The organism is Celeribacter marinus (assembly GCF_001308265.1).
GTDB classification, from domain to species: domain Bacteria; phylum Pseudomonadota; class Alphaproteobacteria; order Rhodobacterales; family Rhodobacteraceae; genus Celeribacter; species Celeribacter marinus.
The window spans coordinates 112,111-138,492 of sequence record NZ_CP012023.1; the positions used below are offsets into that span (position 1 = coordinate 112,111).

25 protein-coding genes and 2 pseudogenes are annotated in these 26,382 nt (G+C 50.6%); 15 read left to right on the forward strand and 12 right to left on the reverse strand.

The genetic code is table 11. From position 1 onward, the window contains the following. The first annotated feature begins 59 nt into the window (after positions 1–59). Positions 60–413, forward strand: a complete 354-nt coding sequence (locus IMCC12053_RS00610) for a cyclic nucleotide-binding domain-containing protein (protein ID WP_062214754.1) — start codon at positions 60–62, stop codon at positions 411–413. Further along, entirely contained in the window at positions 414–767 is a 354-nt protein-coding gene (locus tag IMCC12053_RS00615; protein WP_062214756.1) for a cyclic nucleotide-binding domain-containing protein, read from the forward strand. Here the strand turns inward: IMCC12053_RS00615 and rpoN are convergent. Beyond that, on the reverse strand, positions 764–2,236 hold the full coding sequence (rpoN, locus tag IMCC12053_RS00620) for an RNA polymerase factor sigma-54 (protein ID WP_062214758.1): 1,473 nt from the start codon (positions 2,234–2,236) through the stop codon (positions 764–766). The two genes, IMCC12053_RS00615 and rpoN, sit on opposite strands and share 4 nt — an antisense overlap. Positions 2,237–2,606: 370 nt before the next feature. On the opposite strand from rpoN, the gene IMCC12053_RS00625 reads away from it, so the two are divergent. Then, positions 2,607–5,267, forward strand: coding sequence for a flagellin N-terminal helical domain-containing protein (locus IMCC12053_RS00625; protein ID WP_062214760.1), 2,661 nt, complete (start codon positions 2,607–2,609; stop codon positions 5,265–5,267). 549 nt (positions 5,268–5,816) lie between these two features. Here IMCC12053_RS00625 and IMCC12053_RS15650 read toward each other — a convergent pair. Then, positions 5,817–6,014 (reverse strand): annotated as a pseudogene (locus IMCC12053_RS15650) (IS3 family transposase); the annotation flags it as partial. Positions 6,015–6,128: 114 nt separating this feature from the next. On the opposite strand from IMCC12053_RS15650, the gene istA reads away from it, so the two are divergent. Beyond that, positions 6,129–7,619 (forward strand): IS21 family transposase, encoded by a 1,491-nt coding sequence (gene istA / locus IMCC12053_RS00635; RefSeq protein WP_062214764.1) that lies wholly within the window; start codon positions 6,129–6,131, stop codon positions 7,617–7,619. Continuing rightward, positions 7,616–8,380, forward strand: a complete 765-nt coding sequence (istB, locus tag IMCC12053_RS00640; RefSeq protein ID WP_062214769.1) for an IS21-like element helper ATPase IstB — start codon at positions 7,616–7,618, stop codon at positions 8,378–8,380. The genes istA and istB overlap by 4 nt, the downstream gene beginning before the upstream one ends. Positions 8,381–8,553: 173 nt before the next feature. Here istB and IMCC12053_RS00645 read toward each other — a convergent pair. Then, positions 8,554–9,515: pseudogene (locus IMCC12053_RS00645) on the reverse strand (IS3 family transposase); the annotation flags it as partial. A 98-nt stretch (positions 9,516–9,613) separates the two neighbouring features. Here IMCC12053_RS00645 and IMCC12053_RS00655 point away from each other — a divergent pair. Further along, positions 9,614–10,519 (forward strand): flagellin, encoded by a 906-nt coding sequence (locus IMCC12053_RS00655; protein WP_156320717.1) that lies wholly within the window; start codon positions 9,614–9,616, stop codon positions 10,517–10,519. A gap of 196 nt (positions 10,520–10,715) precedes the next feature. Here the strand turns inward: IMCC12053_RS00655 and IMCC12053_RS00660 are convergent, their stop codons facing one another. Then, positions 10,716–11,003 carry a hypothetical protein gene (locus IMCC12053_RS00660; RefSeq protein WP_062214775.1) on the reverse strand — a complete coding sequence of 96 codons (288 nt, stop codon included), beginning with the start codon at positions 11,001–11,003 and terminating at the stop codon, positions 10,716–10,718. Positions 11,004–11,288: 285 nt separating this feature from the next. Here IMCC12053_RS00660 and IMCC12053_RS00665 point away from each other — a divergent pair, with 285 nt between their 5' ends. From IMCC12053_RS00665 to IMCC12053_RS00675, 3 genes are all read left to right on the forward strand, one after another. Next, a complete protein-coding gene (locus tag IMCC12053_RS00665) occupies positions 11,289–11,891 on the forward strand; it encodes an IS1595 family transposase (protein ID WP_236852632.1) in 603 nt (200 codons plus the stop codon). A gap of 51 nt (positions 11,892–11,942) precedes the next feature. Further along, positions 11,943–12,338 carry a hypothetical protein gene (locus tag IMCC12053_RS00670; protein ID WP_062214777.1) on the forward strand — a complete coding sequence of 132 codons (396 nt, stop codon included), beginning with the start codon at positions 11,943–11,945 and terminating at the stop codon, positions 12,336–12,338. Between the two features lie 126 nt (positions 12,339–12,464). Next, the gene (locus IMCC12053_RS00675; RefSeq protein WP_062214779.1) at positions 12,465–13,397 is read left to right on the forward strand and encodes an ion transporter; all 933 of its coding nucleotides are present in this window, start codon (positions 12,465–12,467) and stop codon (positions 13,395–13,397) included. Positions 13,398–13,670: 273 nt separating this feature from the next. Here IMCC12053_RS00675 and IMCC12053_RS00680 read toward each other — a convergent pair whose 3' ends face one another. Continuing rightward, the gene (locus IMCC12053_RS00680; protein ID WP_062214781.1) at positions 13,671–14,138 is read right to left on the reverse strand and encodes an Lcl C-terminal domain-containing protein; all 468 of its coding nucleotides are present in this window, start codon (positions 14,136–14,138) and stop codon (positions 13,671–13,673) included. Between the two features lie 198 nt (positions 14,139–14,336). On the opposite strand from IMCC12053_RS00680, the gene IMCC12053_RS00685 reads away from it, so the two are divergent. From IMCC12053_RS00685 to fliD, 3 genes are all read left to right on the forward strand, one after another. Continuing rightward, positions 14,337–15,098: a motility protein A gene (locus IMCC12053_RS00685; protein WP_062214783.1), complete on the forward strand. Its 762-nt coding sequence runs from the start codon at positions 14,337–14,339 to the stop codon at positions 15,096–15,098. Positions 15,099–15,145: 47 nt separating this feature from the next. Next, positions 15,146–16,369, forward strand: coding sequence for an OmpA family protein (locus tag IMCC12053_RS00690; RefSeq protein WP_062214785.1), 1,224 nt, complete (start codon positions 15,146–15,148; stop codon positions 16,367–16,369). A 69-nt stretch (positions 16,370–16,438) separates the two neighbouring features. Then, the gene (gene fliD / locus IMCC12053_RS00695; protein ID WP_062214787.1) at positions 16,439–18,058 is read left to right on the forward strand and encodes a flagellar filament capping protein FliD; all 1,620 of its coding nucleotides are present in this window, start codon (positions 16,439–16,441) and stop codon (positions 18,056–18,058) included. A 19-nt stretch (positions 18,059–18,077) separates the two neighbouring features. On the opposite strand, the gene IMCC12053_RS00700 is transcribed toward fliD, so the two are convergent. Next, positions 18,078–19,181 carry a sigma-54 interaction domain-containing protein gene (locus IMCC12053_RS00700; RefSeq protein WP_062214789.1) on the reverse strand — a complete coding sequence of 368 codons (1,104 nt, stop codon included), beginning with the start codon at positions 19,179–19,181 and terminating at the stop codon, positions 18,078–18,080. 201 nt (positions 19,182–19,382) lie between these two features. Between IMCC12053_RS00700 and IMCC12053_RS00705 the strand changes: the two genes are divergently transcribed. Next, complete coding sequence (locus tag IMCC12053_RS00705; RefSeq protein ID WP_205623923.1) at positions 19,383–19,772, forward strand: hypothetical protein; 390 nt, start codon at positions 19,383–19,385, stop codon at positions 19,770–19,772. Between the two features lie 2 nt (positions 19,773–19,774). After that, positions 19,775–20,422 (forward strand): sel1 repeat family protein, encoded by a 648-nt coding sequence (locus IMCC12053_RS00710; RefSeq protein WP_156320718.1) that lies wholly within the window; start codon positions 19,775–19,777, stop codon positions 20,420–20,422. An 8-nt stretch (positions 20,423–20,430) separates the two neighbouring features. On the opposite strand, the gene IMCC12053_RS00715 is transcribed toward IMCC12053_RS00710, so the two are convergent. Genes IMCC12053_RS00715 through IMCC12053_RS16120 form a run of 6 tightly spaced genes read right to left on the reverse strand, consistent with a single transcriptional unit; the run spans position 20,431 to position 23,947 of the window. Continuing rightward, the gene (locus IMCC12053_RS00715) at positions 20,431–20,835 is read right to left on the reverse strand and encodes a hypothetical protein (protein WP_062214793.1); all 405 of its coding nucleotides are present in this window, start codon (positions 20,833–20,835) and stop codon (positions 20,431–20,433) included. A 37-nt stretch (positions 20,836–20,872) separates the two neighbouring features. Beyond that, on the reverse strand, positions 20,873–21,154 hold the full coding sequence (locus IMCC12053_RS00720; RefSeq protein WP_062214795.1) for a hypothetical protein: 282 nt from the start codon (positions 21,152–21,154) through the stop codon (positions 20,873–20,875). Between the two features lie 31 nt (positions 21,155–21,185). Then, entirely contained in the window at positions 21,186–21,485 is a 300-nt protein-coding gene (flgM, locus tag IMCC12053_RS00725) for a flagellar biosynthesis anti-sigma factor FlgM (RefSeq protein WP_062214797.1), read from the reverse strand. A 34-nt stretch (positions 21,486–21,519) separates the two neighbouring features. Further along, the gene (gene flgA, locus IMCC12053_RS00730) at positions 21,520–22,251 is read right to left on the reverse strand and encodes a flagellar basal body P-ring formation chaperone FlgA (RefSeq protein ID WP_062214799.1); all 732 of its coding nucleotides are present in this window, start codon (positions 22,249–22,251) and stop codon (positions 21,520–21,522) included. After that, complete coding sequence (locus IMCC12053_RS00735) at positions 22,248–23,396, reverse strand: hypothetical protein (protein ID WP_156320719.1); 1,149 nt, start codon at positions 23,394–23,396, stop codon at positions 22,248–22,250. Before IMCC12053_RS00735 ends, flgA begins: the two co-directional genes overlap by 4 nt. A gap of 2 nt (positions 23,397–23,398) precedes the next feature. Then, a complete protein-coding gene (locus IMCC12053_RS16120; RefSeq protein WP_062214803.1) occupies positions 23,399–23,947 on the reverse strand; it encodes an LPP20 family lipoprotein in 549 nt (182 codons plus the stop codon). 262 nt (positions 23,948–24,209) lie between these two features. Here IMCC12053_RS16120 and flhA point away from each other — a divergent pair, with 262 nt between their 5' ends. Further along, entirely contained in the window at positions 24,210–26,372 is a 2,163-nt protein-coding gene (gene flhA / locus IMCC12053_RS00745) for a flagellar biosynthesis protein FlhA (RefSeq protein ID WP_082388992.1), read from the forward strand. Positions 26,373–26,382 lie beyond the last annotated feature (10 nt).

Below are 26,382 nucleotides of genomic sequence, written 5' to 3' on the forward strand. Positions count from 1 at the left end.
CGAAACGCAGGCCTAAAGTAATCCGTTGCGGGGACGTTGACCCTAGCAAGGGGATATAAATGCACTCCAGTTTTATCAATAGCCTGTCACTGGCCGCTCTGCCACGCCATCGCGTTCAAGCGCGAGCCATGTTGTTAGAGGCAGGCTGTGAAACAGACAGGGTCTTTCTCTTGAAAAAAGGTACGGCGCGTGGCGCAGACGGTGTTGTGTATCATGAGGGACACGTGCTCAACTTTAAAGAGTTTCTGGCGGCATCTCACTTTGTAACTCCGATTAAAGCGCAAACCGAATGTGATATTGTGCATATTCCTCGTACACTGATCCGCGAGCGCCTGTGTATCGACAACCCGCTCACATGGACGATTGCGAGATGTTTTGCTGCCGAGGATCTTGCCCTGCGAGGGGTCGGATAAATGGGAGAAGCATCCAACACACCTGTGCGGAATTTGCTCAGCCACGGTGAAGTTATGGAGCTGATCCATTCTGAAGTGCTGTTTATTAAGGGAATGCCGGTAACGTCATTTTTTTTGGTCTCAAAAGGTACGTTGCTTGTGTTTTCAAATGACGGCTCAAAGCTAAGGCGCTGGGTTGGGCCACAGCAAATCGTGGGCATCCATGACGCGTTGATCAACGGAAAGTGGCAAGGTATCGGCGTGGCGCATGGAAAGGTTGAAGTTGTTGCTTTCAGTTTCCAAACGCTTCAAGACGCCTTGAAGAAAATCCCGCAGGCGCATCGCGTATTGTTGGATGAGTTGTTTGCGAGTTAGGCGAGCCCTGCCACTGAAGCTGCGCGGCGACGTTGGAAAGACGACGGGATGTTTTGCATATCGCGGTATTTGGCCACAGTACGCCGGGCAAGCTTGACGCCTTCTTTCGCCATGAAGTCTACGATTTTATCGTCGCTATAAGGGGCTGAGGGTGGTTCGGTTTCTATCAATTTCTTAATTTTGTACTTTATCGCTGAAGCTGCTTCAGCGCCATCGTCGCCATTGCCTTGCAGCCCAACGCTAAACAAAGCTTTCAAGCGAAATGTGCCCTGTGGTGTCGCCATCATCAAGCCTGATGTCACACGGCTTACGGTGCTCTCGTGCACATCGATTGCCTCTGCCACATCGCGCAAAACCAATGGGCGTAAGGCACCTATGCCTTGCTCTAGAAAGGCTTGTTGGCGGCGGACAATCTCTGCGCCAATGGCCAGTGTTGTTGAATTGCGTTGCTCAATGGCGCGCCGCAACCAATTGGCGTCGGCGACCCGCTCCGTGGTGAATTTTTTATCATCGTCGCTTCGCAGGGATTTCAGAGCTGCTTTAGCAAGGGCCCGATTGATGTGAATGCTTGGCATTGTGCTGCGGTTTAAGTCTACTTTCCAACCGTCAGCGCTCGCTTGAACAATCAGGTCTGGCGCGCGTATGGGTTCAGCGGCCCCCTCAAAGACGCTTCCTGGTTTTGGATTAAAGCTGCGGAGCAGGCTAATCAATGTACGCAACCTCTCCAAAGAAAGACCAGACGCTTTCTTTAAGGCTTTCATGTCGCCTTTGGCCAGCATGGGCAAATGGGCAAGAAGGCGTTCAAAATCTGTTGTGTCGTTGTCTTGTTCACGTGCTTGCAGCAAGAGACATTCACTCAATGAGCGCGCGAACAATCCTGCGGGCTCAAGTGTCTGCAACTTTATAAGCACTTGGCATACCAACGCTTCAGAAACGCGCAACATCAGGGCAATCTCCTCAACGGGTTGCCCTAACCAACCTGAGGGCTCTATGGCTTCGGCTAACGCATAACCGATCATCCGTTCTTTTGGCTCGGCGAGCAGCTGGTCAATTTCGCCGCACACATACGCGTATAAAGAAGGTTTCCGCTCTTCAACCGTGGAAGCAATCATATCCCAATCTTGATGCGCCATGCCGCTGCTGGTTTTATTGCCCAAATCGAGCAGGCTGGATTCAAATGTGTTTTCGAGCGCCTCGTTGTTGAGCGGCGTGTCTTCGGCGGCTTCGCCAACTTTAATGTCGGTGGGCGTCACCGATGCTGCAACAGGTGTGTCATATTCTTTCGTTGAGGCGCTTTCATGTAGGGTTGCGCTTTCAACATCCAAAAACGGGTTGTCGACGGACTGTTCTTCCAAAAACTGACCAAGTTCAAAATTGTTCATCTGCAACAACTTTATTGCTTGCTGCAATTGCGCAGTGATGACGATCGACTGTTTCTGACTGACTGTCTGTGATGCCGTGAATTTCATATCAAGCCCTCCAGCCACTACAGTAGCGCAGGCATTTTGACCTCAAAAGTATTGAATTTGACGCCCCGGAAAGTTGGAAAATTGACGGATGTTAACAAAACCCTAACAAAATATGCGTTTTGGGCGCGCTATATCGTATGTCAAAAAACGGGCCTGTGTCCCTAAGCACACTACCTCCCGTAATATTTGGCCACAGCGTGCGTTAGGTAGCTATGTCTATGCGCCCAAACCAACTTATTTTAAATTTTTCTAAACATTTTGAAATTCGGTCGTTTTTCTATTCAGGAGCCAGACTGCAAGTGTCGCCAAGGTAATTTAAGGCCGTAGCGTTCATGCTGCTCTTGGCATAAACCTAAGGGAGTCTAGAGATATGACTGTTATTAATACCAACACCGCGTCCATCAACGCTCAGTATAACTTGAGCAAAGTGAACAAAGAGATGGAATCCGCGATGGAAGCGCTGTCGTCAGGCAAGCGTATCAACTCGGCAGCCGACGATGCTGCGGGTCTCAGCATCGCAACCCGCATGGAAAGCCAAGTGCGTGGTTTGAACCAAGCGATGCGCAACGCAGCTGATGGTCAGTCGATGGTGGATACCGCAGAAGGCGCGATGGACGAAATTACGAACATGTTGCAGCGGATGCGTGAGTTGGCGCTTCAGTCTGCAAGTGACACGATGAGTGCTCAAGATCGTACAAATTTGAACGCAGAAGTTGATCAATTAATCGCGGAGATCGACCGTGTTACTGACACCACTACCTTCAATAATAAAAATCTGTTGGACGGGACTTCGGGCACCCAAACGCTTCAAATTGGTAACTTAAGTGGTGAGACCTTGGCATTCAGCATAGGAAACATGTCTTCCACCGCACTAGGCACGACACTTACCGCTGCCGCGTCTAATGCAGTAACTTCAAACACTGCTCAAGGTACTGCCGCTACGCCCTCAATTGCGCAGATGGCATTCAATGGCAATGACTCATACGGTTTTACATTGACTGTCGGGGATGGTGCGAGTGGAACTGACGCACTTACCATCGCTGGTGCTTCTGTATCAGCTGGGTCTGCTACCGACGTTGCCACCAAAATCAATACTGCAATCCAAACAGCCGTTACTGCAGGAACGATGGCGAGTGGGGCAGCAACTGCGACTGCAAACGGGAACGTGGTGACAGTTACAAATGCTCTTGGCGATAGCATCGCGATCTCGTCATTCACCTCAGCTTCAAACGGTACTATGTCTTACACCTCGGTTTCAGGTTCTGGCTCGAGTGCTTTGCTGAATGACGCAGCTCCAGTTACTGCCCTGAGTAACACAGGTGGCGGAGCGGCAACACCATCTACAGGTACGCTTACGCTCCAATCGGGAAAGGATTACTCGTTCACCGTTAATGGAACAAACATCAGTGTTGAGAACTTAGGTACTACTACAACAGAAGCTGCGTTACTTGCGGAGTTAAAGCTTGCAATCGGTGATGGAGCAGCAGCTTCTTCAGTTACTGGTCAGGCCTTCTCTCTGGCTGATAGCACTGGTGCCGCAATCGACATCACGAACTTCCAAGCTGTATCGTCAGTTGCAGGATCTGCAGGATCTATGGCTCTTACAGTGAGAGTTGACGCTGATACTAGCACACCATCTAACACCTATGCTAATGGTGGCGTTGATACGACGGCCATCGATGGAACAGACATCGTACAGCTCAGCTTCTCGGAAGCTGAAGGCGATTATCAATTCGATCTTGGTGGTGAAACCTTCACTGTTGCTACAGCTTCTGCCAGTAAATCACTTGAAGAAGCATTGGCAGTAACTCGGGATGCTATTAATGCGAATGCTACTGTTGGCGTTGCTGGTCTTGTTGAGGCTAGGGTTGTTGATGGTAAGCTTGAGATTGAAAATGTTCAGGCTGCCGGTACTGCGATTACATTAGATGGTTTCTCTTCAACTGGTAAAGCGGCTGTAACCGCTGGTACCGCGACTTTGGGGGGAACAAACCTCGTTACCGCGCAGCAAGCATCTACAACAAATGGTTCTGAGGCAGTCGCATCAGAAACTACTATGAGCTTCTCCAAGGACGATGAATACTCTTTCAAAATCGGTGGTACGTTGGTGACCGCAACGATCACAGGTGGCGATTTAGGCAACATGGTTTCAGCCGTTAATGCACAGTCTGATACAACGGGAGTGCGCGCGTCTCTTTCAAATGGTGACTTGTTACTCACTAATGCTGCTGGTGGTGCTATCGCGATCACTGAATTCGCATCAACTGGTACGGGAATTGCGACAGCTGCTACAGCTGCGGGGCAGGGTGGTTCTGCTACCCTTAGTGATACCGCAGCGGTTACGGGTGCTTCGACCGCAGCGGCTGGAAAAGCCAGTGCAACCACTATGAACTTGTCAATGGATGCTACAGATAGTGTAACTTTCAAAATTTCAGATGGTCAAACGAATGCAGTAGTGCGCCTTACTTCTTTCGACACTACTGACAACGCTGCAATTCTGGCAGAGATCAATAGTGCGCTAACCAATGTCGGCTCCAATATTGCAGCAACGGTTGCCAGCGGCACTTCTGACGTAGTTTTGACAAACGCTTTGGGTGGTAAAATTGAGCTGACGAACTTTACGTCAGATGGTGCAGGGGTCATGACAGCTTCGCCAGGTTCGGAACAAGGGGTAGGGAAACTTCTAGATGACACTGGTACTGCCGCTTCGCAGAGCGCTATTGCCGCAATTAACATCACATCTTCTGCTGGTGCTAACTCAGCAATTGATGCGATTGACCGTGCACTTGAGCAGATCAACGCACAACGCTCTGAGCTTGGCGCTGTGTCTAACCGTCTCGACCACACGATCAACAACCTCGGCAACGTTGTGGTTAACACTGAAGCCTCACAGTCGCGCATTGAAGATGCTGACTTTGCCAAAGTGACTGGCGATTTGACCAAGTCGCAGATCATGAGCCAAGCGGCAACAGCAATGCTGGCGCAGGCGAATGCTTCTAAGCAAGGTGTGTTGAGCCTGCTGCAGGGCTAAGCGCATCTATCAAGACACTGAAAAGGCCCTCGCTTTGCGGGGGCCTTTTTGTTTCACGCATATCTTAGATGAAAAACGCTAGATGCTAAGAATAAATGTGGAGATGCTAGCTGCCAAACGGGAGTTGCTAGAGCGCGTAAGTGAGATGCTAGAAGTGCGCTTTACTACGTTTTTTAGCAAAACCGTTGAGTATTTGCTACAATTTTTTAGACGGGCGGCGGGGCAGTAAAAAACGTGCTGCAAGTGCTGCGCCGTGATGCTGCCAAAACTGCTCTCGGTTGGTGATGACACGCGGTGCTCCGTTGCGCAGAGCGGTATGAGCGATTGAGCGGGTGCGTGATTGCAGTGCAGCGGTTCCCGCTGCGACACGTTCGGGCCATGGCTGTCCACGGGGTGTTGCCGTGTAATGAGCAGACGCAGCGGCGTCTGCGGCTGAGAGCACACTGCGTACAATGTCAGGTAGTGGTTCTGCAGCTACAAACATGCTGAGCGGTGCTATGCCTGTGTCTGAATTGTTTTGAGCCAACGAGATGAATAGCCCCTAGTTTCTTAGACGCCTTGCAGCTTCCGTTGTTGTTGCCTTTCAAAGTCTGCTGGTGACAACATCCCATTTCTAGCGTGTTTGCGCTTCGGATTGTAGAACATCTCGATGTAATCGAACACGTCGGATCTCGCGTCTTCTCTTGTTTTATATGTCCGACGCCGAATGCGTTCGCGTTTAAGCAAGTTGAAGAAGCTTTCGGTGAGAACGGCAATGCAAAAGTGAGCCATGGAAGTGGCGAGATTGTCTTGCTGCGGGCAGAGTAAAACTTTGCCACTTTGGCCCTTTCTGTTTGCAGGGAGGGCGGGGGTATTTTCAGCGTGGAACTTTACAGGAAGGTCCGCCTCGCGCGTCGGGGCGGCATGAGCGAACGGGCGGCAGCGAACCATTTTGGGATATCGCGTGCGAGCGTGGCGAAGATGATGATGTTTTCGGTCCCGCCCGGATATCAACGAACGGCGCAGATCAAGCGGCCCAAGTTGGACGGGTTCACCGGCTTCATCGATCAGTGGTTGCAGGACGACCTCAACCGGAACCGCAAGCAAAGGCACACTGCCAAACGGGTTTTTGAGAGGCTGCGCGATGAGCATGGCTTCATGGGCGGCTACACGACGGTCAAGAATTACGTCCGGGAACATGGCCGGCGCAGGCGGGAGATGTTTGTGCCGCTGGCCCATGCCCCTGGCCACGCCCAAGCGGATTTCGGCGAAGCCATGGTTGTAATCGGCGGGGTTGAGCAGAAGGCGCATTTCTTTGCACTTGATTTGCCCTACAGTGACGCCTGCTTTGTGCGTGCTTACCCTGCGGCGGTGTCTGAAGCTTGGGTTGACGGTCACGTCCATGCTTTTGCTTTCTTCGGCAAGGTTCCACAGTCGGTTCTTTATGACAATGACCGATGCCTTGTTGCGAAGATCCTGCCGGGCGGTTCGCGCAAACGGACCAAACTGTTCAGCGGGTTCCTGTCGCATTACCTCATCCAGGATCGTTATGGTCGCCCCGGCAAGGGCAATGACAAAGGCGCTGTTGAGGGGCTGGTCGGGTATGCGCGGCGCAACTTCATGGTGCCGATGCCTCAGTTCCCGACCTGGGAGGCTTTTAACCTCTGGCTGGAAGAGCAATGCCGCAAGCGCCAGACGGATGTCTTGCGCGGGCATGGCGACAGCATCGGGCAACGACTGGCCCGCGACCTTGAAGCGATGATGGATCTGCCGGCGTCTCCATTTGATGCCTGCGATCAGTCCAGTGGCCAGGTGAACTCGCAATCCCTGGTGCGCTACAAAACCAATGATTACTCGGTGCCCGTTGCTTATGGCCACCGTGACGTCTGGGTCCGCGGCTATGTCGATCGGGTCGTCATTGGCTGTGGTGGCGATGTGATCGCCCGCCACCCGCGGTGCTGGGACCGCGAAGACATGGTCTTTGATCCTGTTCACTATCTGCCGCTGTTGGAGCAAAAGACCGGGGCTCTGGATCAAGCTGCTCCGCTGGTCGCATGGGAACTGCCAGAAGATTTTGCGACCCTGCGCCGCTTGATGGAGGCCCGCATGATCAAGGCTGGCCGGCGCGAGTATGTGCAGGTCTTGCGGCTCTTGGAAACGTTCGAGATGGCCGATCTGAATGTCGCCGTCAAAAATGCGCTGCGCATGGGCGCGATCGGTTTTGATGCCATCAAGCATCTTGTCTTGTGCCAGGTCGAGAAGCGACCGCCCAAACTGGACCTGGATGTCTATCCATATCTGCCAAAGGCCAATGTTGGCACGACGTCGGCGGCCAGTTACATGTCCCTGATGAAGCGGGGGAAAGCCGCATGACACAAGCGCCTCAAATCCTACTAGATCACCGGCTCAAATCTCTCCGCTTGCCAACAGTGTTGCGGGAATATGGCAAACTGGCCCGGCAATGCGCCACAGAGGGGCATGACCATGTTCAGTTCCTTGCACGTTTGGTCGAATTGGAAATGATCGACCGTGAACGGCGGATGATCGAACGGCGCATCAAAGCGGCCAAGTTCCCGGCCGTCAAAAGCCTGGACAGCTTCGACTTCAAGGCAATCCCTGCCTTGAACAAGATGCAGGTGCTGGAGTTGGCGCGTTGCGAATGGATTGACCGGCGCGAGAATGTCATAGCGCTCGGTCCCTCAGGCACCGGCAAAACGCATGTCGCCTTGGGCCTTGGCCTATCTGCCTGTCAAAAAGGCCTGTCTGTCGGCTTTGTCACGGCTGCAGCGCTGGTTCACGAGCTGATGGAGGCCCGAGATGAACGCAGGCTCCTGCGGCTTCAGAAGCAGATGGTGGGTTACAGGCTGCTGATCATCGACGAGTTGGGCTTTGTGCCGTTGAGCAAAACAGGGGCCGAGCTTTTGTTCGAGTTGATCTCCCAACGCTACGAGCGCGGATCCACGCTGATCACAAGCAACCTGCCATTTGACGAATGGACCGAGACCTTTGGATCAGAACGCCTGACAGGCGCGCTGCTCGACCGCCTAACCCACCACGTCAACATCCTTGAGATGAATGGCGAAAGCTACCGCCTTGGCCAGAGCAAGGCGCGTCAGGCAACACCCAAAACCTAAACCACAATCAGCACAGATTGGCCCTGACGGGCCACAGCATCCGGGCAACCGCCAGCTATATGACAAGCGCGGCCGCCCGGATGCTGGCCTACGGCTGCACCCTCATCACGCCACCTTCAATGTGGCAACATTTTGCGCTGCCCTTTGGTCCAATTTTACTCTGCCGTTGACATTTCGGCCACTGCATTGTCATGGCAGTTCCCGCGACGGCTCATACTGTGTTCCAGATTGTGGTGTTTGAGAAATGACGCCCAATCAATGCTTGTGAACTGTGAACCTTGGTCAGAATGCACGAGAACTTTGCTCGTTGGTTTGCGCCGCCAAACAGCCATTAGCAGCGCCTGCAACACGAGGTCTGTTGGTTGCCTGTTCTGCATTGACCATCCCACGATGCGGCGGGAGAAGAGATCGATCACGACAGCCAGATACGAGAACCCTTCGTGCGTTTTGATATAGGTGATATCTGTTACCCAGACGCTGTTGGGGGCCTCGACATCGAATTGGCGGTCTAGCGTATTATCAACGACGACTGATGGCTTGCCACCGTACTTGCCAGGGCGGTGTTTGTATCCGATTTGCGCGTATATTCCAGCTAACCTGGCCAGTCGGGCCACACGATTTGGACAACAGGTCTCACCCAGATCGCAGAGATCATCGTGCAGTTTACGGTAGCCATAAATGTTGCCGCTTTCTTCCCAAGCTTCTTTGAGCAGCTTTGTCTGGCGTTCATCTTCCTGCGCACGATGGCTTAACGGGTTTTTAACCCATGCATAGAAACCGCTCGGATGCAGGCGCAAGCAACGGCACATGGCGCGAACCGAAAAGATCGGCCGATGCTCTGCCATAAACGCGTACCTCACTTTGCATCCCTGGCGAAGTACGCGGTGGCCTTTTTTAAAATATCGCGCTCCTCAGAAACGCGGGCGAGTTCTTTCTTCAACCGCCAGATCTCGGCGGCTTGTTCCGTGGTCTCGAAGATCCGTTTGCGTGGCTGCGAAAACTGTGCCTTCCACGTGTATAGTGACTTGGTGCTGATCCCTAAACGCTCCGACACCTCAGAAACCGAATAGCCCCGATCCACCACTTGTGCGACCGCGTCACGCTTGAACTCATCTGTAAATCTAATCCCTGACATCACTGTCTCCTTGCTTCTAAAATTACCAAGCAAGGCGTCTACAAATCTAGGGGCTATTCATAATTACAATTTCGGGTGGATTTGTGGCAGGTCAACAGATGTCGTTTGATTTGTTCGGTGAAACTGTTTCCTTCACAACTTCTGAAGACGATGGCTACAGCGATACTCTTGCAGGTGTTGCGAACCAACTGGCAGTTGCAATTAATAATGCTGGCATCAGCGGTATAAGCGCTGCAAAAGACGCTAGTGCCAACACAGTAACCATCACAGCTGATGTGATTGCGGGTAATGGCGTAGTGAATAGCGGTGATGAGTTCGTCGTTACGAGCGTAGGCGCACAGGCATCTGCAACGATTGAAATTTCTGGGACTGATGTAGGCAACGGTGGTACAGCTACAGCTGCTTCGTATGCGGTTGGTGATGCCTATACTTTCGAAGTTGCGGGCCAGGAGTTTTCAGTTGTAGTTGGAACTGATGGATATACAAATGATCTTGCCGGTTTGTCTGCACAAATGAAAGACACAATTGATGCAGCTGGTATTGTTGGGTTGACTGTGACTGCCAACACAGCAACTACTGCAGGGGTTTCTCTGACACGTACTCTGACAGGAACAACAGCAAATCAGGGTGGTTCAACTGTTGTTACAAATATTCAGTCACTTGCTGCTGATGAGGTCGCCGAAGCAATAAACACTGGCGCTATTAGCGTATCCAGCGCCACAAATGCGGCTGATGCAATCAAACGCATAGACGCTGCATTGCTTCAAATCAACACTCAGCGTGCAGAACTTGGTGCGGTTTCTAACCGGATGGACCACACGATCAACAACTTGTCGAATGTCTCAGTCAACCTTCAATCTGGTATGAGCCGCATTCAGGATGCAGACTTTGCTAAAGTGACTGGTGAGCTGACCAAGTCGCAGATCATGAGCCAAGCGGCAACAGCAATGCTGGCGCAGGCGAATGCTTCGAAGCAAGGTGTACTAAGCCTGCTGCAAGGCTAAGAGTATCTATCAAGACACTGAAAAGGCCCTCGCTTTGCGGGGGCCTTTTTGATTCACGCATATCTTAGATAAAAAACGTTAGATGCTAACAATAAATGTTGAGATACTAGCTACAAAGTGGGAGATGCTAGAGCGCCTTAGTGAGATGCTAGATCTGCGCTTTACTACGTCCTTTCGCAACTTTGTTGAGTTTCTGTTACAATTTTTCAGACGGGCGGCGGGGCAGTAAAATGCGTGCTGCAAGTGCTGCGCCGTGATGCTGCCAAAACTGGTTGCGGTTGGTGATGACACGCGGTGCTCCGTTGCGCAGAGCGGTATGAGCGATTGAGCGTGTGCGTGATTGCAGTGCAGCGGTTCCCGCTGCGACACGTTCGGGCCATGGCTGTCCACGGGGTGGTGCCGTGTAATGAGCAGACGCAGCGGCGTCTGCGGCTGAGAGCACACTGCGTACAATGTCAGGTAGTGGTTCTGCAGCTACAAACATGCTGAGCGGTGCTATGCCTGTGTCTGAATTGTTTTGAGCCAACGAGATGCGGGTTCCGTCAAAACGCTCAAGCTCTCTCAAGTTTGCGATTAATGCTTCTAATTGCTCGTTTCCTTCAATACGTACGGTTGCCTTGATTGATACAACAGGGTGAACTCCTTTTATAATTTATAGCTTAAAATAACTTAGGGGCTGTCCTAGATAACCCGATTAAGGGGTTTCAAAGGGACTATGAGAAAGAGTCGTATCAACCAATCGAAGCAAGGCCGCTTGATTTAACAATTTATAGCAGGAACCACGGCGCGAACGGCGGCCAGCCTCGTCGGCGTGCATCGCAATTCCGCAGCCTTCTACTTCCACCGTCTGCGCGAGGTTGTCGCGTACGAGCCAGAGGCTGAGAGCGAAGCCATGTTAGGTGGCGAGATTGAGGTTGACGCGAGCTACTCTGGGTGTCGCCAGAAAGGCAGGCGCGGACGCGGCGCTGCTGGGAAAATCCCTGTATTTGGTCTACTCAAGCATGGTGGAAAAGTTTACACACGCGTGATCCCAGATGCGGCTGGGAAGACGCTGGTGCCCATCATTGAACGTAAAGTGATGCCCGACAGCATCGTTTATTCACACAGCTGGCGGGGATACAACGCGCTTGATTTCAGCTCGTTCAAGCACTTCCGTATCAATCATTCTGAGCTCTTTGCAGAGGGCCGAAATCACATCGATGGCATCGAGAATTTTTGGAACCAAGCCAAGCGTCATATGCGCAAATTCAACGGTGTCCCGAGAGAGCATTTTGCGCTATATTTGAAAGAATTCGAGTGGCGCTTCAACACACCTGACCCAAAGCGCCAGTTAACGACACTAAGACAATGGGTTAGGAAGAATATGGGCTAATTATCTAGAACAGCCCCTTATTTGTTATTAGGATATCTGGGAGGTGGTAGAATGGCGCTTAAGACTGGGGCACTGCTTGCTATACTCGGGGTAGCTTTAGTTGGGGTGTATATGCTCATGACAATGCCACAATTTCTCAATGTCACACCTAAGCCGGTCGTTGCTCACGTGCAGTTAGTGAACAACTGCCCACTGCGCGAAAGCGCCTTTAGGGTGCAAGATTTGACAACGGGTAAGATTACGGCTTTTTCTGGCGGTTATGCCCGCGTAAATACAATCAATACCCATTACTTAACGCTGTCTTTGGCAAAAAAATACGAGGGTGTGGTATTTTCGGGAACCCCCGTGCGCGTCACAGGAAACATGACGCTTACGGCTGACTGTCAGACCTCGGAAAAAGAGAACGCAACATTCCAGTCATTACGTGACTCATTGGGTGGACAATAAATGGGGCGTCAAGATAGGGCAAATTCAAAGGATTATCCAAATATCTTGGAGAACTCATATTTTTTATTATTAGGTGCGAATTTTTGTTAATTAACTCATGCGCTGCTACTGAGGGAGGGTCACGTCATGGGTACTGCGTACAGACGCATTCAAAACAGATGCGGTACAGTCCTACAGCACGCTAAGCATGGTGACAAAGGCAGTAGATACGTCGACTACTTTTTAGCGACCCTTGTCATCATTAATATTGTTGCGATCGCTTTAGAGTCTGTTGCGTCGATTTACGAACAGTTTGGAGCATATTTAGACGCAATTGAAGCCGTCAGTATTTTAATCTTTTCAGTTGAGTATGTGCTGAGGATTTGGAGCGCACCTTTGCCAATAGCATTGGCGCCTAATTTTTCAGTCCGGCTCAAACAAAGGTGGGCCTACATTACGAGTTTCAACGGTATCATTGATCTGGTTTCAATACTGCCGTTTTATATCCAAGCCATCTTCCCTTACGTGGATCTACGAATACTTCGCGCATTTCGTCTTTTGCGCATTTTGAAGCTTTCAAACTATAATTCCGCGCTGGAAGACTTGTTTGAAGCCATCATGGAAGAACGAAGGTCATTCTATGCGGCTTTGTATTTGTTTGTCATCGTGTTTATCGTATCTTCCTCACTCATGTATTTTGCCGAACATCGCGTTCATCCTGATGGATTTAAATCTATACCAGGGTCAATGTATTGGTCTTTGATTACACTCACCACCGTTGGCTACGGTGATATCACACCCGTTACGGTCGCAGGTAAGATTATTGCATCAACAGCTGCGATATTTGGCGTGATAGTTGTCGCTCTCATCACTGGGATTGTTGTGTCCTCTTTCAATTCTCAAATGGAGCGGCGCCGCTTGATATTTGAAGATCAGGTGCGATTGTTCTTGCTTGATGGAATCCTCGATAACAATGAGGAACGAGCGCTTGAAGTCCTGCGCAAAGAATTTGGGATGTCAAAGCGACGAGCGGATGAACTTGTGCAGCAAGTCAGGGCAACAAAAGCTCACGGGCCGTGAGGAGGTAGCTTCAGACAGGAGGCGCTCATTTGTTTAAGCGGCAGCTCCGACAGGCATCCACGTTATGTTTCTTGAGAATGGGAGTGCAACTATTTCTTGTGACCGAAACCCTTCCCCCGTTTTTGTCAGAGGTATTGGGCAAGCATGTCTCGGGAAGGGAATGAGATATGTCCTGTGCTTTGGTTGCGCCGCCAAACGGAACTCAACAGCACCCGCGAGGCCAGAACGGATATCAACGCTATGTGAAGCCTTCAAGCCAAAAGACAACTGATATTATCTATCCGATACAAGGCGCACCGCCAAACGTTGCTCGGGGAAGAAACGTCCATAGCTCTCGCCTGTCATGAAGCTGATACTCCAACGGTTGCGCGGTGCCACCCAGTTCTTACTTGACGTCCAATAAGGCTCTGCAGCCGTGTTGGGAAACAGTACAGAATCAATTTTTGTACCGTAACAGGTGTCGCAGACAAGCGTTTGCAACTCTGATTTTGTGGGCAAGCGCCAGCTGCCCCCAAGCTGAGTGTTGGCTTGTGCAATGGCCTGTTCAATCTCATTATAATTCAGGCGTTGTGCCTCTCCAATGCAGGTTAGCTTGTCTGGTTGCCATCTTTGCCCTAAACTACAGCGTAACCAACTTATTTTTTGCACCAGGTCGTCTATAATGTGTCCGCGGGCGTAATACTGAGCCGAAGCTGGCTGACAGGCCAATATAGCTATAATAGCAAAAACAAAGCGCAACATAGTTTTCTCCGCGGTGTTGTGGCATTTCAATTAAAACAGTAAATTGCAAGATTTGAGCCAGAGTTTGACATACTGCATTTCTAATACCATTAAATAGTTTATAAATCTTAAAATAAAAGCTGAACCGCTCAATGCCTGAGGGCAAGTTGGCATGAAAGTTGACAGTAATCTTAAGAATTTGACGAAAAGGCACAGTTTATGGATCTGGCATCACTGATTGGACTTATTGGCGCGATTGGCATGATTGTCGGCGCGATGCTGTCGGGTGGGGGGCTTGGCGCATTTATTGATGTGCCATCAATTCTCATCGTGTTTGGGGGCACTTTTTTTGCGGCAATGTATACAGCACCGTTACCTGTTTTTTTGGGTAGCTTTGGAGCTATGGCGAAAACATTCTTGCCGCCTGTGAAGAAAATGGACGAAATGATCGAGCGCATGATCGAGCTTGCTACTATCGCGCGCAAGGACGGTATGATGGCGCTGGAGGGGCAACAAGTTCCGGACAAATTCTTTGAGAAAGGCCTTCAAATGTTGGTTGATGGCGCGGATGAGGGCAAGCTTGTTAAACAGCTCAATCAAGAGATTAAGTCGATGAAAGTGCGTCATGAGCAAAATCAGGGGTGTATCAAGGCCTGGATTGACCTTGCCCCAGCGATGGGAATGATTGGAACACTGGTGGGCCTAGTTTTGATGCTGGGAAACATGGCCGACCCCAAAGCTATTGGTCCGGCGATGGCGGTTGCTTTGTTGACTACGCTATACGGCGCGTTCATTGCGAACGTGCTGTTTATGCCCATGCAGACCAAGCTCGAAGGTTACACCGCTTACGAAGTAACTTACCGGCAAATGGTGATTGAGGGATTGCGCGGGATCGCGCGCAGCGAAAGCCCACGAAACATTCAAGACCAGATGGCAGCAAACCTGCCACCAAAGCTGCAAGCTAAACTTGAAGCTGCTTAACCAGTGCCGTCGAGAGTTTGAAATGCTGAGCTTTTAAGGAGTAAACCATGGCCGACGCAGTCGATATGGAAACAGAACAGGAAGAGGAAGAATGCCCAAAGTGTCCTCCAGTCGGGGCGCCCGCGTGGATGGCAACATTTGCCGACATGGCGACTTTGTTGATGGCGTTCTTTGTTTTGATCTTGTCTTTTGCTGAGTTTAACACACCGAAGTTTAAAATGATTTCAGGCTCTTTGAAAAACGCTTTTGGTGTTCAAAAAGTTGTGCCTGTGGTCGAACAACCCAAAGGAACAACCGTTATTTCTATGGAGTTTAGCCCCTCACCGAGCCCTTCGGTGACACAAGAAATGACACAGGAAACCACTGAGGTGCAGAAGCCTGAAGTCCAGGTTGATAGTAAGCAAGAAGATGCCGTGGATGGCGATAAGAATGATGATTTCGGTCAGCAGGAAGGCTCTGGCAACGCTGGGGAGACAGAGGGGCAAAAAACGGCTGCAGAAATGAACGCCGCTGAGCTTGGTGAAGCGTTGAAAGAAGCTATTGCCAGTGGCGATGTCTCTGTTGAAATGATGGGCGAGAACGTTGTGATCAACTTCCCATCGGATAGCATCAAGGAAAAAGACTTGCCAAGTTTGCTTGAGGATACACTTGCGGCTTTGGCTGAAGCACGCAATGCAAGCGGACAGGCTGAGAGTGAGGTATTGTTTGGAGGGTTGGAGCAGCAGCTTAAGGAATTATCCGAAGCTGCGAGTGCCGACCGTGACAGTACTGGCCCATCAGAGCAAACAATTGTCGAGCAACAGCAAGAGCAAGCGGCGATACAAAGTGCTACCTTAACTCAAGATCGCTTGGCTATCGCGCTTGTCGAAGAGATTTCTCAAGGCTTGGTTACAGTTGAGCAGCGTGAAGGCTCAGTCTTTGTGACTGTTGGTGCGGGGGGAGCGTTTCCTTCGGGTTCAGCTGATCTCACACAAGCTGCAAATGAAATTTTGAGCCGCGTTGCATTTGCTTCGATGGAGGGGGACAGCGAAGTCACTGTAACGGGACATACAGATGATGTGCCGATTTCAGATGGAGCTTTGTTCCGTGATAACTGGGATTTGGCCGCGGCGCGTGCGGCGAGTGTTGTCCAATCGATGCAAGCGACCGGTCTTGTGGCCCCCGGAAAAATGAAAGCGGTTAGCTTAGGCGAAACAGCTCCTTTGGAGAGCAATGCTACCCCTGAAGGACGCGAAAAGAACCGCCGGATTGAAATTGAGATCAGCTATTAATACTGACGTTCTTAACAGATCGATATTCGCGTCGTTTAAGATGATATGGTGAGGAAGGAGACGAAAGCGATGACGGTAGATTATCTAAGCACGCTCAATTCAAAAGGTTCGGGCCTCAACATTACGCAATTGGTGGGAAGTATTGTTGATGCTGAAATTGAGCCTGCGAAGGCGCTTGTGAACGATAAATCAAGCGCCAATGACCTTTCTGTATCAGAAGTGGGCATGATGCGTTCGCGGATGAGCGCCTTGCAGACTGGGCTCCAAAGTGCGGGCACAGGGGGGCTATTTAAACTACAGAGTTCTAACGACGCTGTGTCGATGACAGTGACGGATAGCAGTGCGTTGAGCCCTGGTGTTACGCAGATTGGCGTGACGCAGTTGGCCAGTGTCCAGGTGTTGGAGTTTAGCGGCTATAGCGCGGCGGACGCCACTCTGAGCGCAGGTACATTAACAGTGGAGGTTGGCGTCTGGGAGAATGGCACTTTCAGCGCTAACGGCGATCTGGACTCACGTATCATTACATTAAGCAGTTCGAGCACCTTGAGTGATCTGGCAGCAGAGCTTGATGGGCTTGATGGCATAACGGCCCAAGTTGTTGATAAAGGGAATGGGACATTCTCGTTAAGTGTGGTGTCGAAGATGGGCAAGGAAAACGCCTTGCGTTTCACCGCGTCAACGGGTGGACCAGTTGATTTTGACACAACGGATGGCACAAACGAGGTAACGGCTGCTAGTAACGCAAAAATCGTGCTGAACGGCATCACGCTGGAGCGCCCTAGCAACAGTTTGAGCGACATTATGCCAGGCATTGAGCTGACGCTTGCATCGGTGACGAGCAGTGCGGTAAACTTGAACATCATACAAGACAGGGTCGGCGCAACGGCGCAACTGCAGGCTTTGGTCTCCGATATTAACACTTTGCGCAGTTATCTGGATACGGCGACAGCACGGGGCCTCAATGGCGCTGCCCCAGGCGCCTTGGTGGGAGATGCGGGTATTGCGGCAATTAAGCGGGAGCTTTCGGCTCTGACGACTGCGCCTCTGAACGGATTTGGCAGTGAGCCGCTATATCTTTCTGAAATTGGTGTGCGGACTGAGCTGGATGGAACTTTGAGTTTGGATGAAGAACGTCTGAACTATATGTTTGAAAATGCTCCTGAAAAATTTCAGGCTGTTTATCAATCTCTAAATACAATCGAGCAGAGCAATTTGAGCCTTAGCTTTGGCCTCAAGTCGCAGCCCCCAGAAGGCGTTTATAATTTTGTTTATGATTCTGATATTGAAGCTGCCACGATAAACGGACAGGCTTTGTCTTCGCGCACCAATAGTGAGGGCCAACTGGAATTCTACCGCTTGACGGGTGATTTTGACGGTATCACAATTAAGGTTTTAGAGGGCGTACCCTTGGACAGCCAAGTCTATATAGGTGTCTCGCTTGTTGATAAGTTATCCAATTATTTCGAGGATGTATTGGGAAAGCAAGGCGAGATCTCGGCCAAAGAGACCTATTTTAGAGAAAAAGCGACTGAGTATACCGAGGCTTTGTCTGACTTGGATGAACGTGCTGTGGTGCTGGAAGCGCGTGAATTAAAGCGATTTGCCAAAATGGAGCAGATGGTCACGCAGTTGAAGTCTACAGGGGAATATATCACCACCATGATGGACGCTTGGAACAAGTCTGATTGAGGTGAGGTGTTTGATTCAATCAAGCGTCTTGTTTTTTATCGATCACCAGCTTTTTCATTTTTTCAATCAAGGTTGTGCGCCCAATGCCAAGCTTGTCAGCTGCGTGGCTGACCATTCCGTCGGTGACGCTGAGAGCCGCTTCAATTAAAACGACTTCAATGTCGCGCAGGTGCCCGCGCAAATCTATATCGTCATAGTGCGAAAACCAGGGTTTATAGTCTTCTGGTTTTGGCGGCTCTGTCATGAAATCTGCAAATTCGGGGCTTGGGTTTCCGAACAAGTCGCTTGTTGCTTCCCATAGAGAATCTTGCTCGGCAGGCACGAGCTCGCTTGGGAGACGTAGAGAGAGCAGGTTTTCACGCACATGTTGCCCGGTTACCTCGCGGCCATCAAACAAGGCGAAAGCCCGTTCGATAACATTGCGCAACTCTCGCACGTTGCCTGGCCAATTGTAAGACAACAGAGCTTTTTGGGCGCTATCAGAAAAAATTGGTGGCTTACACGATGCGTCACGCGCGTACCTTTTGGAGACCAATGCATTGAGCAGAAGAATAATATCTTCAGTTCGGTCAGCGAGAGCTGGAACCACAATTGGAAAAACATTTAGACGATAAAAAAGATCAGCGCGAAAGCTTCCGGCTTCTACCATGTCCAATAGGTTTTTATGCGTTGCGCAGACCAGTCTGAGATTAAGTTTCACATCATCATTCCCCCCGACGCGCTGCACTGTGTGGTTTTCAAGAACACGCAGAAGCTTAGTCTGTAGACTTAGGGGCATGTCACCTATTTCATCTAGAAATAGAGTGCCGTCGTGTGACTGTTCAAATCTTCCAGTACGCCGTCTATCGGCACCTGTGAATGCACCTTTTTCATATCCAAACAGTTCAGATTCCATCAGTTCTGCTGGGATCGCGGCACAATTCACAGCTACAAGTTTGCCGGTGCGCCCACTGTCTTCATGCAATGCCTGCGCAACAAGCTCTTTGCCAGCTCCTGTGGGGCCAGTTACCAAAACTGGCCCAAAAGAGGGTGCTATGGTTTCTATCAAGCGCTTCATTTGCTGAGTTGCGGGAGCTGTCCCGACTATAATCTTAGAGGTAGCCGAGCGTAACTCTTGGGGCATAGTTTGAGGTCCGTATGACAATTGGATTTTAGCTATCTTTGAAAAAAATCTAACTATTATATACTTAAATTTCTAATGATATTTGTTGTTTTGAGAAGTAAAAAATAATTTTTTGGAGGTATTTAACTGCGTTATATTAATATGCTAACATGTAACTGTTACTCAAGTCTACTTTAGTTTGGGGACGGCAGAGAGCGAACAATGACACCTGGAAAATCGACAGCTTTGGTGCCCGTTTCAGGCACGAAGAACACTTTGGCAAAGCATGGCTCGCGCCTTCGCGCTCAGCCTTTATTGGCTGGCGAAGATGTAACGCTTCATAATCGTGAAGAGGTGCGTAAGCAACTACCAGATATTCTGGGCAGGGCTCTGGCCCGTGCTTGGCTTGACCCAGAATTTGAGCACCACTTCAGCACAAGGCCTTTGGTCGCGCTGGAAGATGGTGGTGTGCATTTACCGTCAACCATGCTGATAGAAGTCACAAAGTCGGTAGCTGATCGGCCGAAGATAGTGGTTTATGAGCAACAGCCAGGATCAAAGTTTAAGTCGCGCGTTCTGTATCTTCAGCTGGTGATGGTGGCTGGAAAGTGACTATGTCGGCTATATTTTTTCGAAATGGTGCTTTAGCTTTCCTCTTATGCCTGAGCGCACCTGAACCTGCATTTGCGATGGACGAAGACACAGATGCCGCGTTTGATCTGGCGGTGGAGGCGGTGCACGCGCATAACTACTCCGAAGCCATTGAGGGTTTTCGCCCACTTGCCGAGCATGGAGCCGCAGATGCGCAATTTAACATGGCCTTGTTGCTAAAAGCGGGTTTGGGGCAGCCTCGCAACTATCTTGAAGCATATTACTGGGCTGTATTGTCTGATTTGGGTAGCGAGCGAAGAGCGAAAGCGTTGGTATCTGAGTTATCAGATTTTCTACCAGTTGAAGCGCGCGAGGGGGTTTATAACCGGTTGCTCGAGCGTCTTGAAGGGCAGTTGGAGGCGTCAGAGCGCTCTGCGATTATGAAATATGCGCGTTTGAATGCCGAGTTTTTGGAAGAGCCTAACTTAGAGCAGGCATATATTTGGTATTCCATCGCGCAAGCGCTTGGCATCCATGGTGGTGCTGCTGGTAGCGCGGATTTATCTGACCAACTTGAGCCTGACGCATTAATTGCGGCTCAGACGAAAGCAGCAGATGCTTTCAGTGCTTCATTGTTCTCGCAACCAACAGCATCCTCTGTTTCTGAGTGATCTTCAGCTTAGGTGAGGGGATTTGCGGGATCAGGTGACTTTTTTGAATGAAAGCGGACGATGGCGCTGATATCAATTGCAGAAAGGCCTGTCTCACGCGCGATGTTCTCAGAGCTCACCCCTAGTTCTGCAAGTGCGATCGCCTCCTCAAAGCTCTTCTGCGCTGGTCTGACAACGGGCTCTACTTTTACATGCTCTTCTTTCAATTGTCTCGTGCTGATAGATTTGATTTCGTTGCGCAAAGTGTTGACGGCACAACCCACAGTTTGTTCTGTCTGCACGTGGGTTTTTGCGATGCTTTTATTGAGACGACCATAAAGTCCTAATGATACCAACACGTTTAGAAAGGTTAGCGTAACTGCAAAGGCTACGATAAGGAAAGTGTCTTGTGTCAGTAAGGCTTGGGTCATCATTGGCTTGCTCCTGTAGTAGAGCGCTTGATTAACCTCTCTAATCGTCCTGTTTTTGTGGAACGAAGGCTGCAAGCGCTTGACGCTTCAACTGCAAATTCTGTTCCAAAGACGCGATGTTAGTGATTAATTTTTCGATTTCGGATTTTTTTTCTGCACCTAAAGGCAGAGCAGCTCCACCCGTGAGAGCAGGCGCCAGACCGTCTGACAACAACGTCTGTATTTCCTGCCAGTTCTCAGACAACACGGCGGGGTCTCCCGAGGAGAGGCTTGCGTCTTCTAGTAGTTTTTGGAGACGGACAAGAGCTTTTTCAAGCTGCATTATGCGGCCCTTTTGCTCAGTTTATTGACCATCACCCTTTCATCTCGATGTAGCTTTCCATCAGGCGCTCTGATACCAAATCGAGATTTATCGGATATTTCCCGTCTGCGATCGCTTGTTTAATACGCGATACGGCTTCCATATTTATTGGCGGTGTTTGCGCAAGTGCAGACACTGATGCCTTTACTGAAACCTGGCTATCTTCTGCTGCCTTTGGAGCATCGGGCACTGCGCCCATGCTCGCAACGGCTGAACGACTGGAGGCAGTATTGGCGTCTTGCGGCGCCGGTGCTACCATTTGCCTTACATTTTGTTTAATTGAGTCAACCATGACATCCTCCTGATAAATACTTAACGACCTGATATCAGTTAATATTAGCAATCGGCGTAACTTTTTTTGAATTTTCGACTAAGGCACTGATTTTTCTGCCAGAACGGGTGTTTATAACTTCGATGATATCACCAATTTGGGCGTTTTCAAGTACTTCTCCAACGCTGGATACCTCAAAGCCACCTACTTTTTGGACAATGTTTACAGGCTGACCAACTTCCAGAGTCCACAGATGTTCCAGGTGGCGCGCCTTGATGGGTTGCATCGCGCTCAGGTTTTGTTTGGCGCGACGGCCGATAACATCTTCAGGACGAAAGAAACCGCCCACCCTTTGGCCCGAGGACAGTTTTGTGAGTGCCACAATATCGTCGGTTATAACAGCGCCTTTTTTGACACTTGCGAGCAGCACTACGACTTCGGGTCCAGTTTGGGCTGTCTTGTCAGGCGAAACGGCAGCTTGTGGGCTGACTTGTCCCGTGCGTACAATGATGTGCCAATCCCGGCCCTTTTCAGGGCAGGCAACTCTGGCGGTCTCCCAGCTGTCATCGAATTTTGGTGTGACCTGAAGAGGGCTTGAGCAGCTGAAATATCGGCGCCTTTCTGAAACTTGGGGATCAGAGGTGATATTATGTTGGGCCAGCTCAGTCAGGATTGCCGCTTTGATATCTGCGCCTGTCACCACATCACTGGCTAATGCAGTGAAGGGCATCAACGTGAAGACCAAGCCCGTCAGGCTTTTTGATCTGCGAATATTTGTGAGCCTCATTGCTTTAGCTCCATGAATTTTACACGCTTCCCTGCAAGCTCGATGTTTTTGCGCGTGCTATCAAGTGGCCGCAGTGTAGAGCTATGAGGGGTGAGAGCAACAATCTCGAGTATTTCGTAGGCAGTGTCATCGCCCTCGGTATAGGCAAGGTGAAACTTGGTAAGGCCATCATTAAGGCCGAACGGCAGAACCAGCGCGTCATTCTGCGCCTCAAGACGAGCAGCTAGGGGCTGACAGGCGCGTTCTGTTAGCAAGTCTTTTGCCATTTCACTCAGACTTTCAGCAATAGCGTCGGTTGTGTCTTTGCGCGGATTGCTCGCACTCTTGGCCAATGCCGCGATTGCGCTACGTGGTTGAAGCGGCAGTACCAAACTGCGTTTGGCTGATAACGGTGGGACGTCACTTAATCCGCTGTCGAGAAAAACGGTGAGTGTGACAGGCAAAAGGTTTGTCATAACCGTTGTACTAACGGCATGAACTTTGATGTGAGGGCGTAACGCCAGGCTTTTGGCGGTTGTTTTTGCTTGTGCAGATACGCCTTGGGTGAGGGAAGCATAGTTAAATTCTGACGATAAGGTGCTGTTAGTGGTGGCTGTGACTTGGTTTTGAAGCCGTACATTAACGTTGTCCTGCGCCATCAAACTGTTCATTAAGGTTTCGGTTGTTGGCCCTCTGAGGGCCATCAACCATGGGGGTGCCTGGTGATCAACATTTAGTGTCGGTGGAAAAAGTGCGATGGTTAAATCTGCCCGCCGCTCGCAAAGGGCAGGCGCATCAAGCTCCCCTACAATCGCGCGGATTTTGACAGTTGATGTTTTTGAGTTAGTCTCGGCACCGAGTACGGTGTAATCCAGTATCTTGGCATCTGGGCGCACCAGCAGCACATCACTTGTCATCACCGATTTCGATACTGCTGTATAGCCATTTACCTTGGCTCCGCCTTTCAACGCCGCTAGGTATAGCGCTTGTTGCAGTGCTTGGCGTTCAAGCTGCGTATCCGACGCGGCGCCTGTTGCCACAGCCTGTCCTGTAGTCTCAACTGTTATCACGCCAGCATGCGCCAATTGCATATGGTCAATTCCACCCAATGTCGCAAAACAGAACGCTGCGAACTTTAAGGTTAATGAGAGCTTAACTCGAAGCATTTTTAGAACCGGCGGTGAGCTTTGAGAACTTGGGCAACCGTTGCACGGTCAATCTCAAGGTGAACAGCGTATGTATCGGCGCCCTTGGGCTCAATCTTAACTGTCCGCGCCCCGCGAATGGCGCCTGCAACGCTTGCTCGCATGGTATCGGATTGTAGTACGCTTTCTGAGAGCTGTGTCTCACTCTCAATCGTGAGGCCATGGATCTGCTCGGCAAGTGCGCGCATTGCGTCCATGCGAGCGGCTCGTATCGCCATCAATCTACGCTGGTTGAGCGTTTTGCCAGGTTGTGAAGAGATCACAGAGTAACCCACAGAGGAAATTGTTGGAGTGGGTGCTGTTTTGACGGTTGCGACGTTCAAAACCTGCCGTGTGTGCCCAAGTTCACGTGACTGAGATTCTGAAGTCAACTGTGCCGCGGGTTTCCCGGCGCCGGGGCTCAGCATGTTATCAAGCGTCATCTGGCAGCCTGATAGAAGGCCGGCGACAAGACCCAAACATGCAAGCTTGCGTAGATGGCGGCGGGTGTGTGGTTGGTGAAGGCTGTGCATTGGGCGGCTCCTGTAAAGTGGTCGTGGCCCAGTCTTTGCAGGAATTGTGCCAGCTTAGCGTTTACCCATCGCTCAGAGTGTTCTTTGGCTTAGGAGACACTAGTTGGCATAAGCTTTGCATACCTGATGCGACAGAGGTTCATACCGCAGAACAAGCAAGGCGATTGGTTTTGACAGATAGGATGAAAATAAAGCCTTTTTATGGTTTTCAGGGTGCGGTTGCGCGCCATATCTGTCGGCTTTTTGACGGGAGGGGGCTGTCATGGATTTGACACGCAACGCCGCACTCGTAGACGACTTTAAGGCAGCCCTGGGGAGTTCTGTGCTTCCCATTGGTATCTTGGTCTTGGTCGCCATGATGGTATTGCCTTTGCCTGTCTTTTTACTCGACACGTTCTTTGTGGTTAACATCGTGCTTTCGCTTTTGATCCTTATGGTTGCATTGCACACGCATCGTCCGTTAGATTTTTCATCATTCCCTAACCTTATTTTGATCGCAACTGTCTTGCGTCTGGCCTTGAATGTTGCATCCACACGCGTGGTTCTGAGCGAAGGGCACACTGGCGCAGATGCGGCAGGGCAGGTCATAAAGGCTTTTGGCGAGTTTGTTGTAGCGGGAAACTATGCTGTTGGTATTTTTGTCTTTATTATTCTTGTGATCATCAACCTTGTGGTTATCACCAAGGGTGCAGGCCGCGTCTCTGAAGTTTCTGCGCGCTTCACCTTGGACGCTATGCCAGGCAAGCAAATGGCGATTGATGCAGACCTGAACGCCGGAATTATGACGCCAGAAGAGGCCACGGCGCGCCGTCAGGAAGTGGCGGATGAGGCCGACTTCTATGGCTCGATGGATGGTGCCTCCAAGTTTGTGAAGGGTGATGCGATAGCTGGTTTGTTGATTTTGGCGATCAATATTGTTGGCGGCCTCATTATTGGTGTTGCACAGCACCAAATGGCTGTGGCTGATGCTGCACAATCCTATATTTTGCTCTCCATCGGGGATGGTTTGGTTGCGCAAATTCCGTCGCTGCTGCTTTCGATTGCCACTGCGATCATCGTGACTCGCGTGTCTTCAACTCAGGATATGGCCCAACATATTGGTGGTCAGGTAAACTTGTCGCGTGCTTGGACTCCTACAGCAGCTGTTATTTTTATTCTTGGCCTAGTGCCCGGGATGCCGAACCAATTGTTCATGTTGTTTGCGGCGGCTGCGGCCGCGGCAGCATATTTTGCGCGCAAGTCAGAAGACTTGAGCGAAGCAGAGGCCGACTTGGAAGCGCAAGATGGTGGCGCGGAGGAGGCCACAGACTCTGAGACTGTGTTGTTGGCCGATGTGACAGATTATTCTGCGGTTTCTATGCAGCTTGGGTATGGGCTTATCAGCCTTGTTGATGAAGAACAGTCAGGCCCATTGGTAAGTCGCATCACAGGGATAAGGCGTGAAGTGTCGCGGGGTTTGGGTTTTGTTATCCCTGGTGTGCGTATTCGTGATGATCTTGCGCTTGAACCAAACCAGTATCGCATTCGGATTGGTCAGACGATTGTTGGTGAAGATGTTGCTTACCCCGACCGCAAGCTTGCTTTGCCGGGTGATGGATCCCTAGTGAAAATCGAAGGCATCGAGGTGAAGGACCCCTCGTTTGGAATGGACGCTGTTTGGATTAGGCCACAGCAACAGGCCGAAGCCGAAGCCAACGACTACGTGGTGATCGAACCTGACTCCGTTATCTCAACGCATCTTAGCCAATTGCTAAACAAACACGCCGCTGATTTGATCGGCCAAGATGATGTTCAGGCGCTGCTTGATCAATTGGGGGAAGCGAGCCCTAACCTGGTTAAATCTATCGTACCAAAGCTGGTGCCTTTACATGTGCTCACGCTTGTTCTGCGCCGCTTGTTGTCTGAGCGGATTCCAATCTCTGACTTGCGCCGGATCTTGGAAGGACTGTCAAACCTTGTCGGCCCCAACATGGGCCCAAACGAAATGGCGGAGGCATTACGCCCTAAGTTGGTACCCTTACTTATCCAGCAAGTGTCGCCTTTGGGAACCGTGCTGCCTTTGATGACACTCACGCCTGAGCTTGAGCAATTGATGTTGCGAACCGTGCGCCAAAACGGAGAAGACGGTCTTGTGCTCGAAGGCAGTCTGGCGGAACAGTTGATGCGGTCTATCAACGACAGCAGCGAAAAACTGAGCGCTGCAGGGCGCCCGACTATTATGGTGGTCGCCCCGCAAATCCGCCGTGTGTTTTCAGATTTTGTGCGCGCGCATATACCAGATATGATAATTTTGAGCTTTACCGAACTCCCCGAAAATCGCCGTGTTGAAGTCTATGCCTCGATTGGCAGCTTTGATGCTCTTGGCGCGGAGGGCAATCCATCAGCGGTTGCCTCTGAGCTTCAAACTGAACCTGAAACCGTCTGAGGTATTAAAC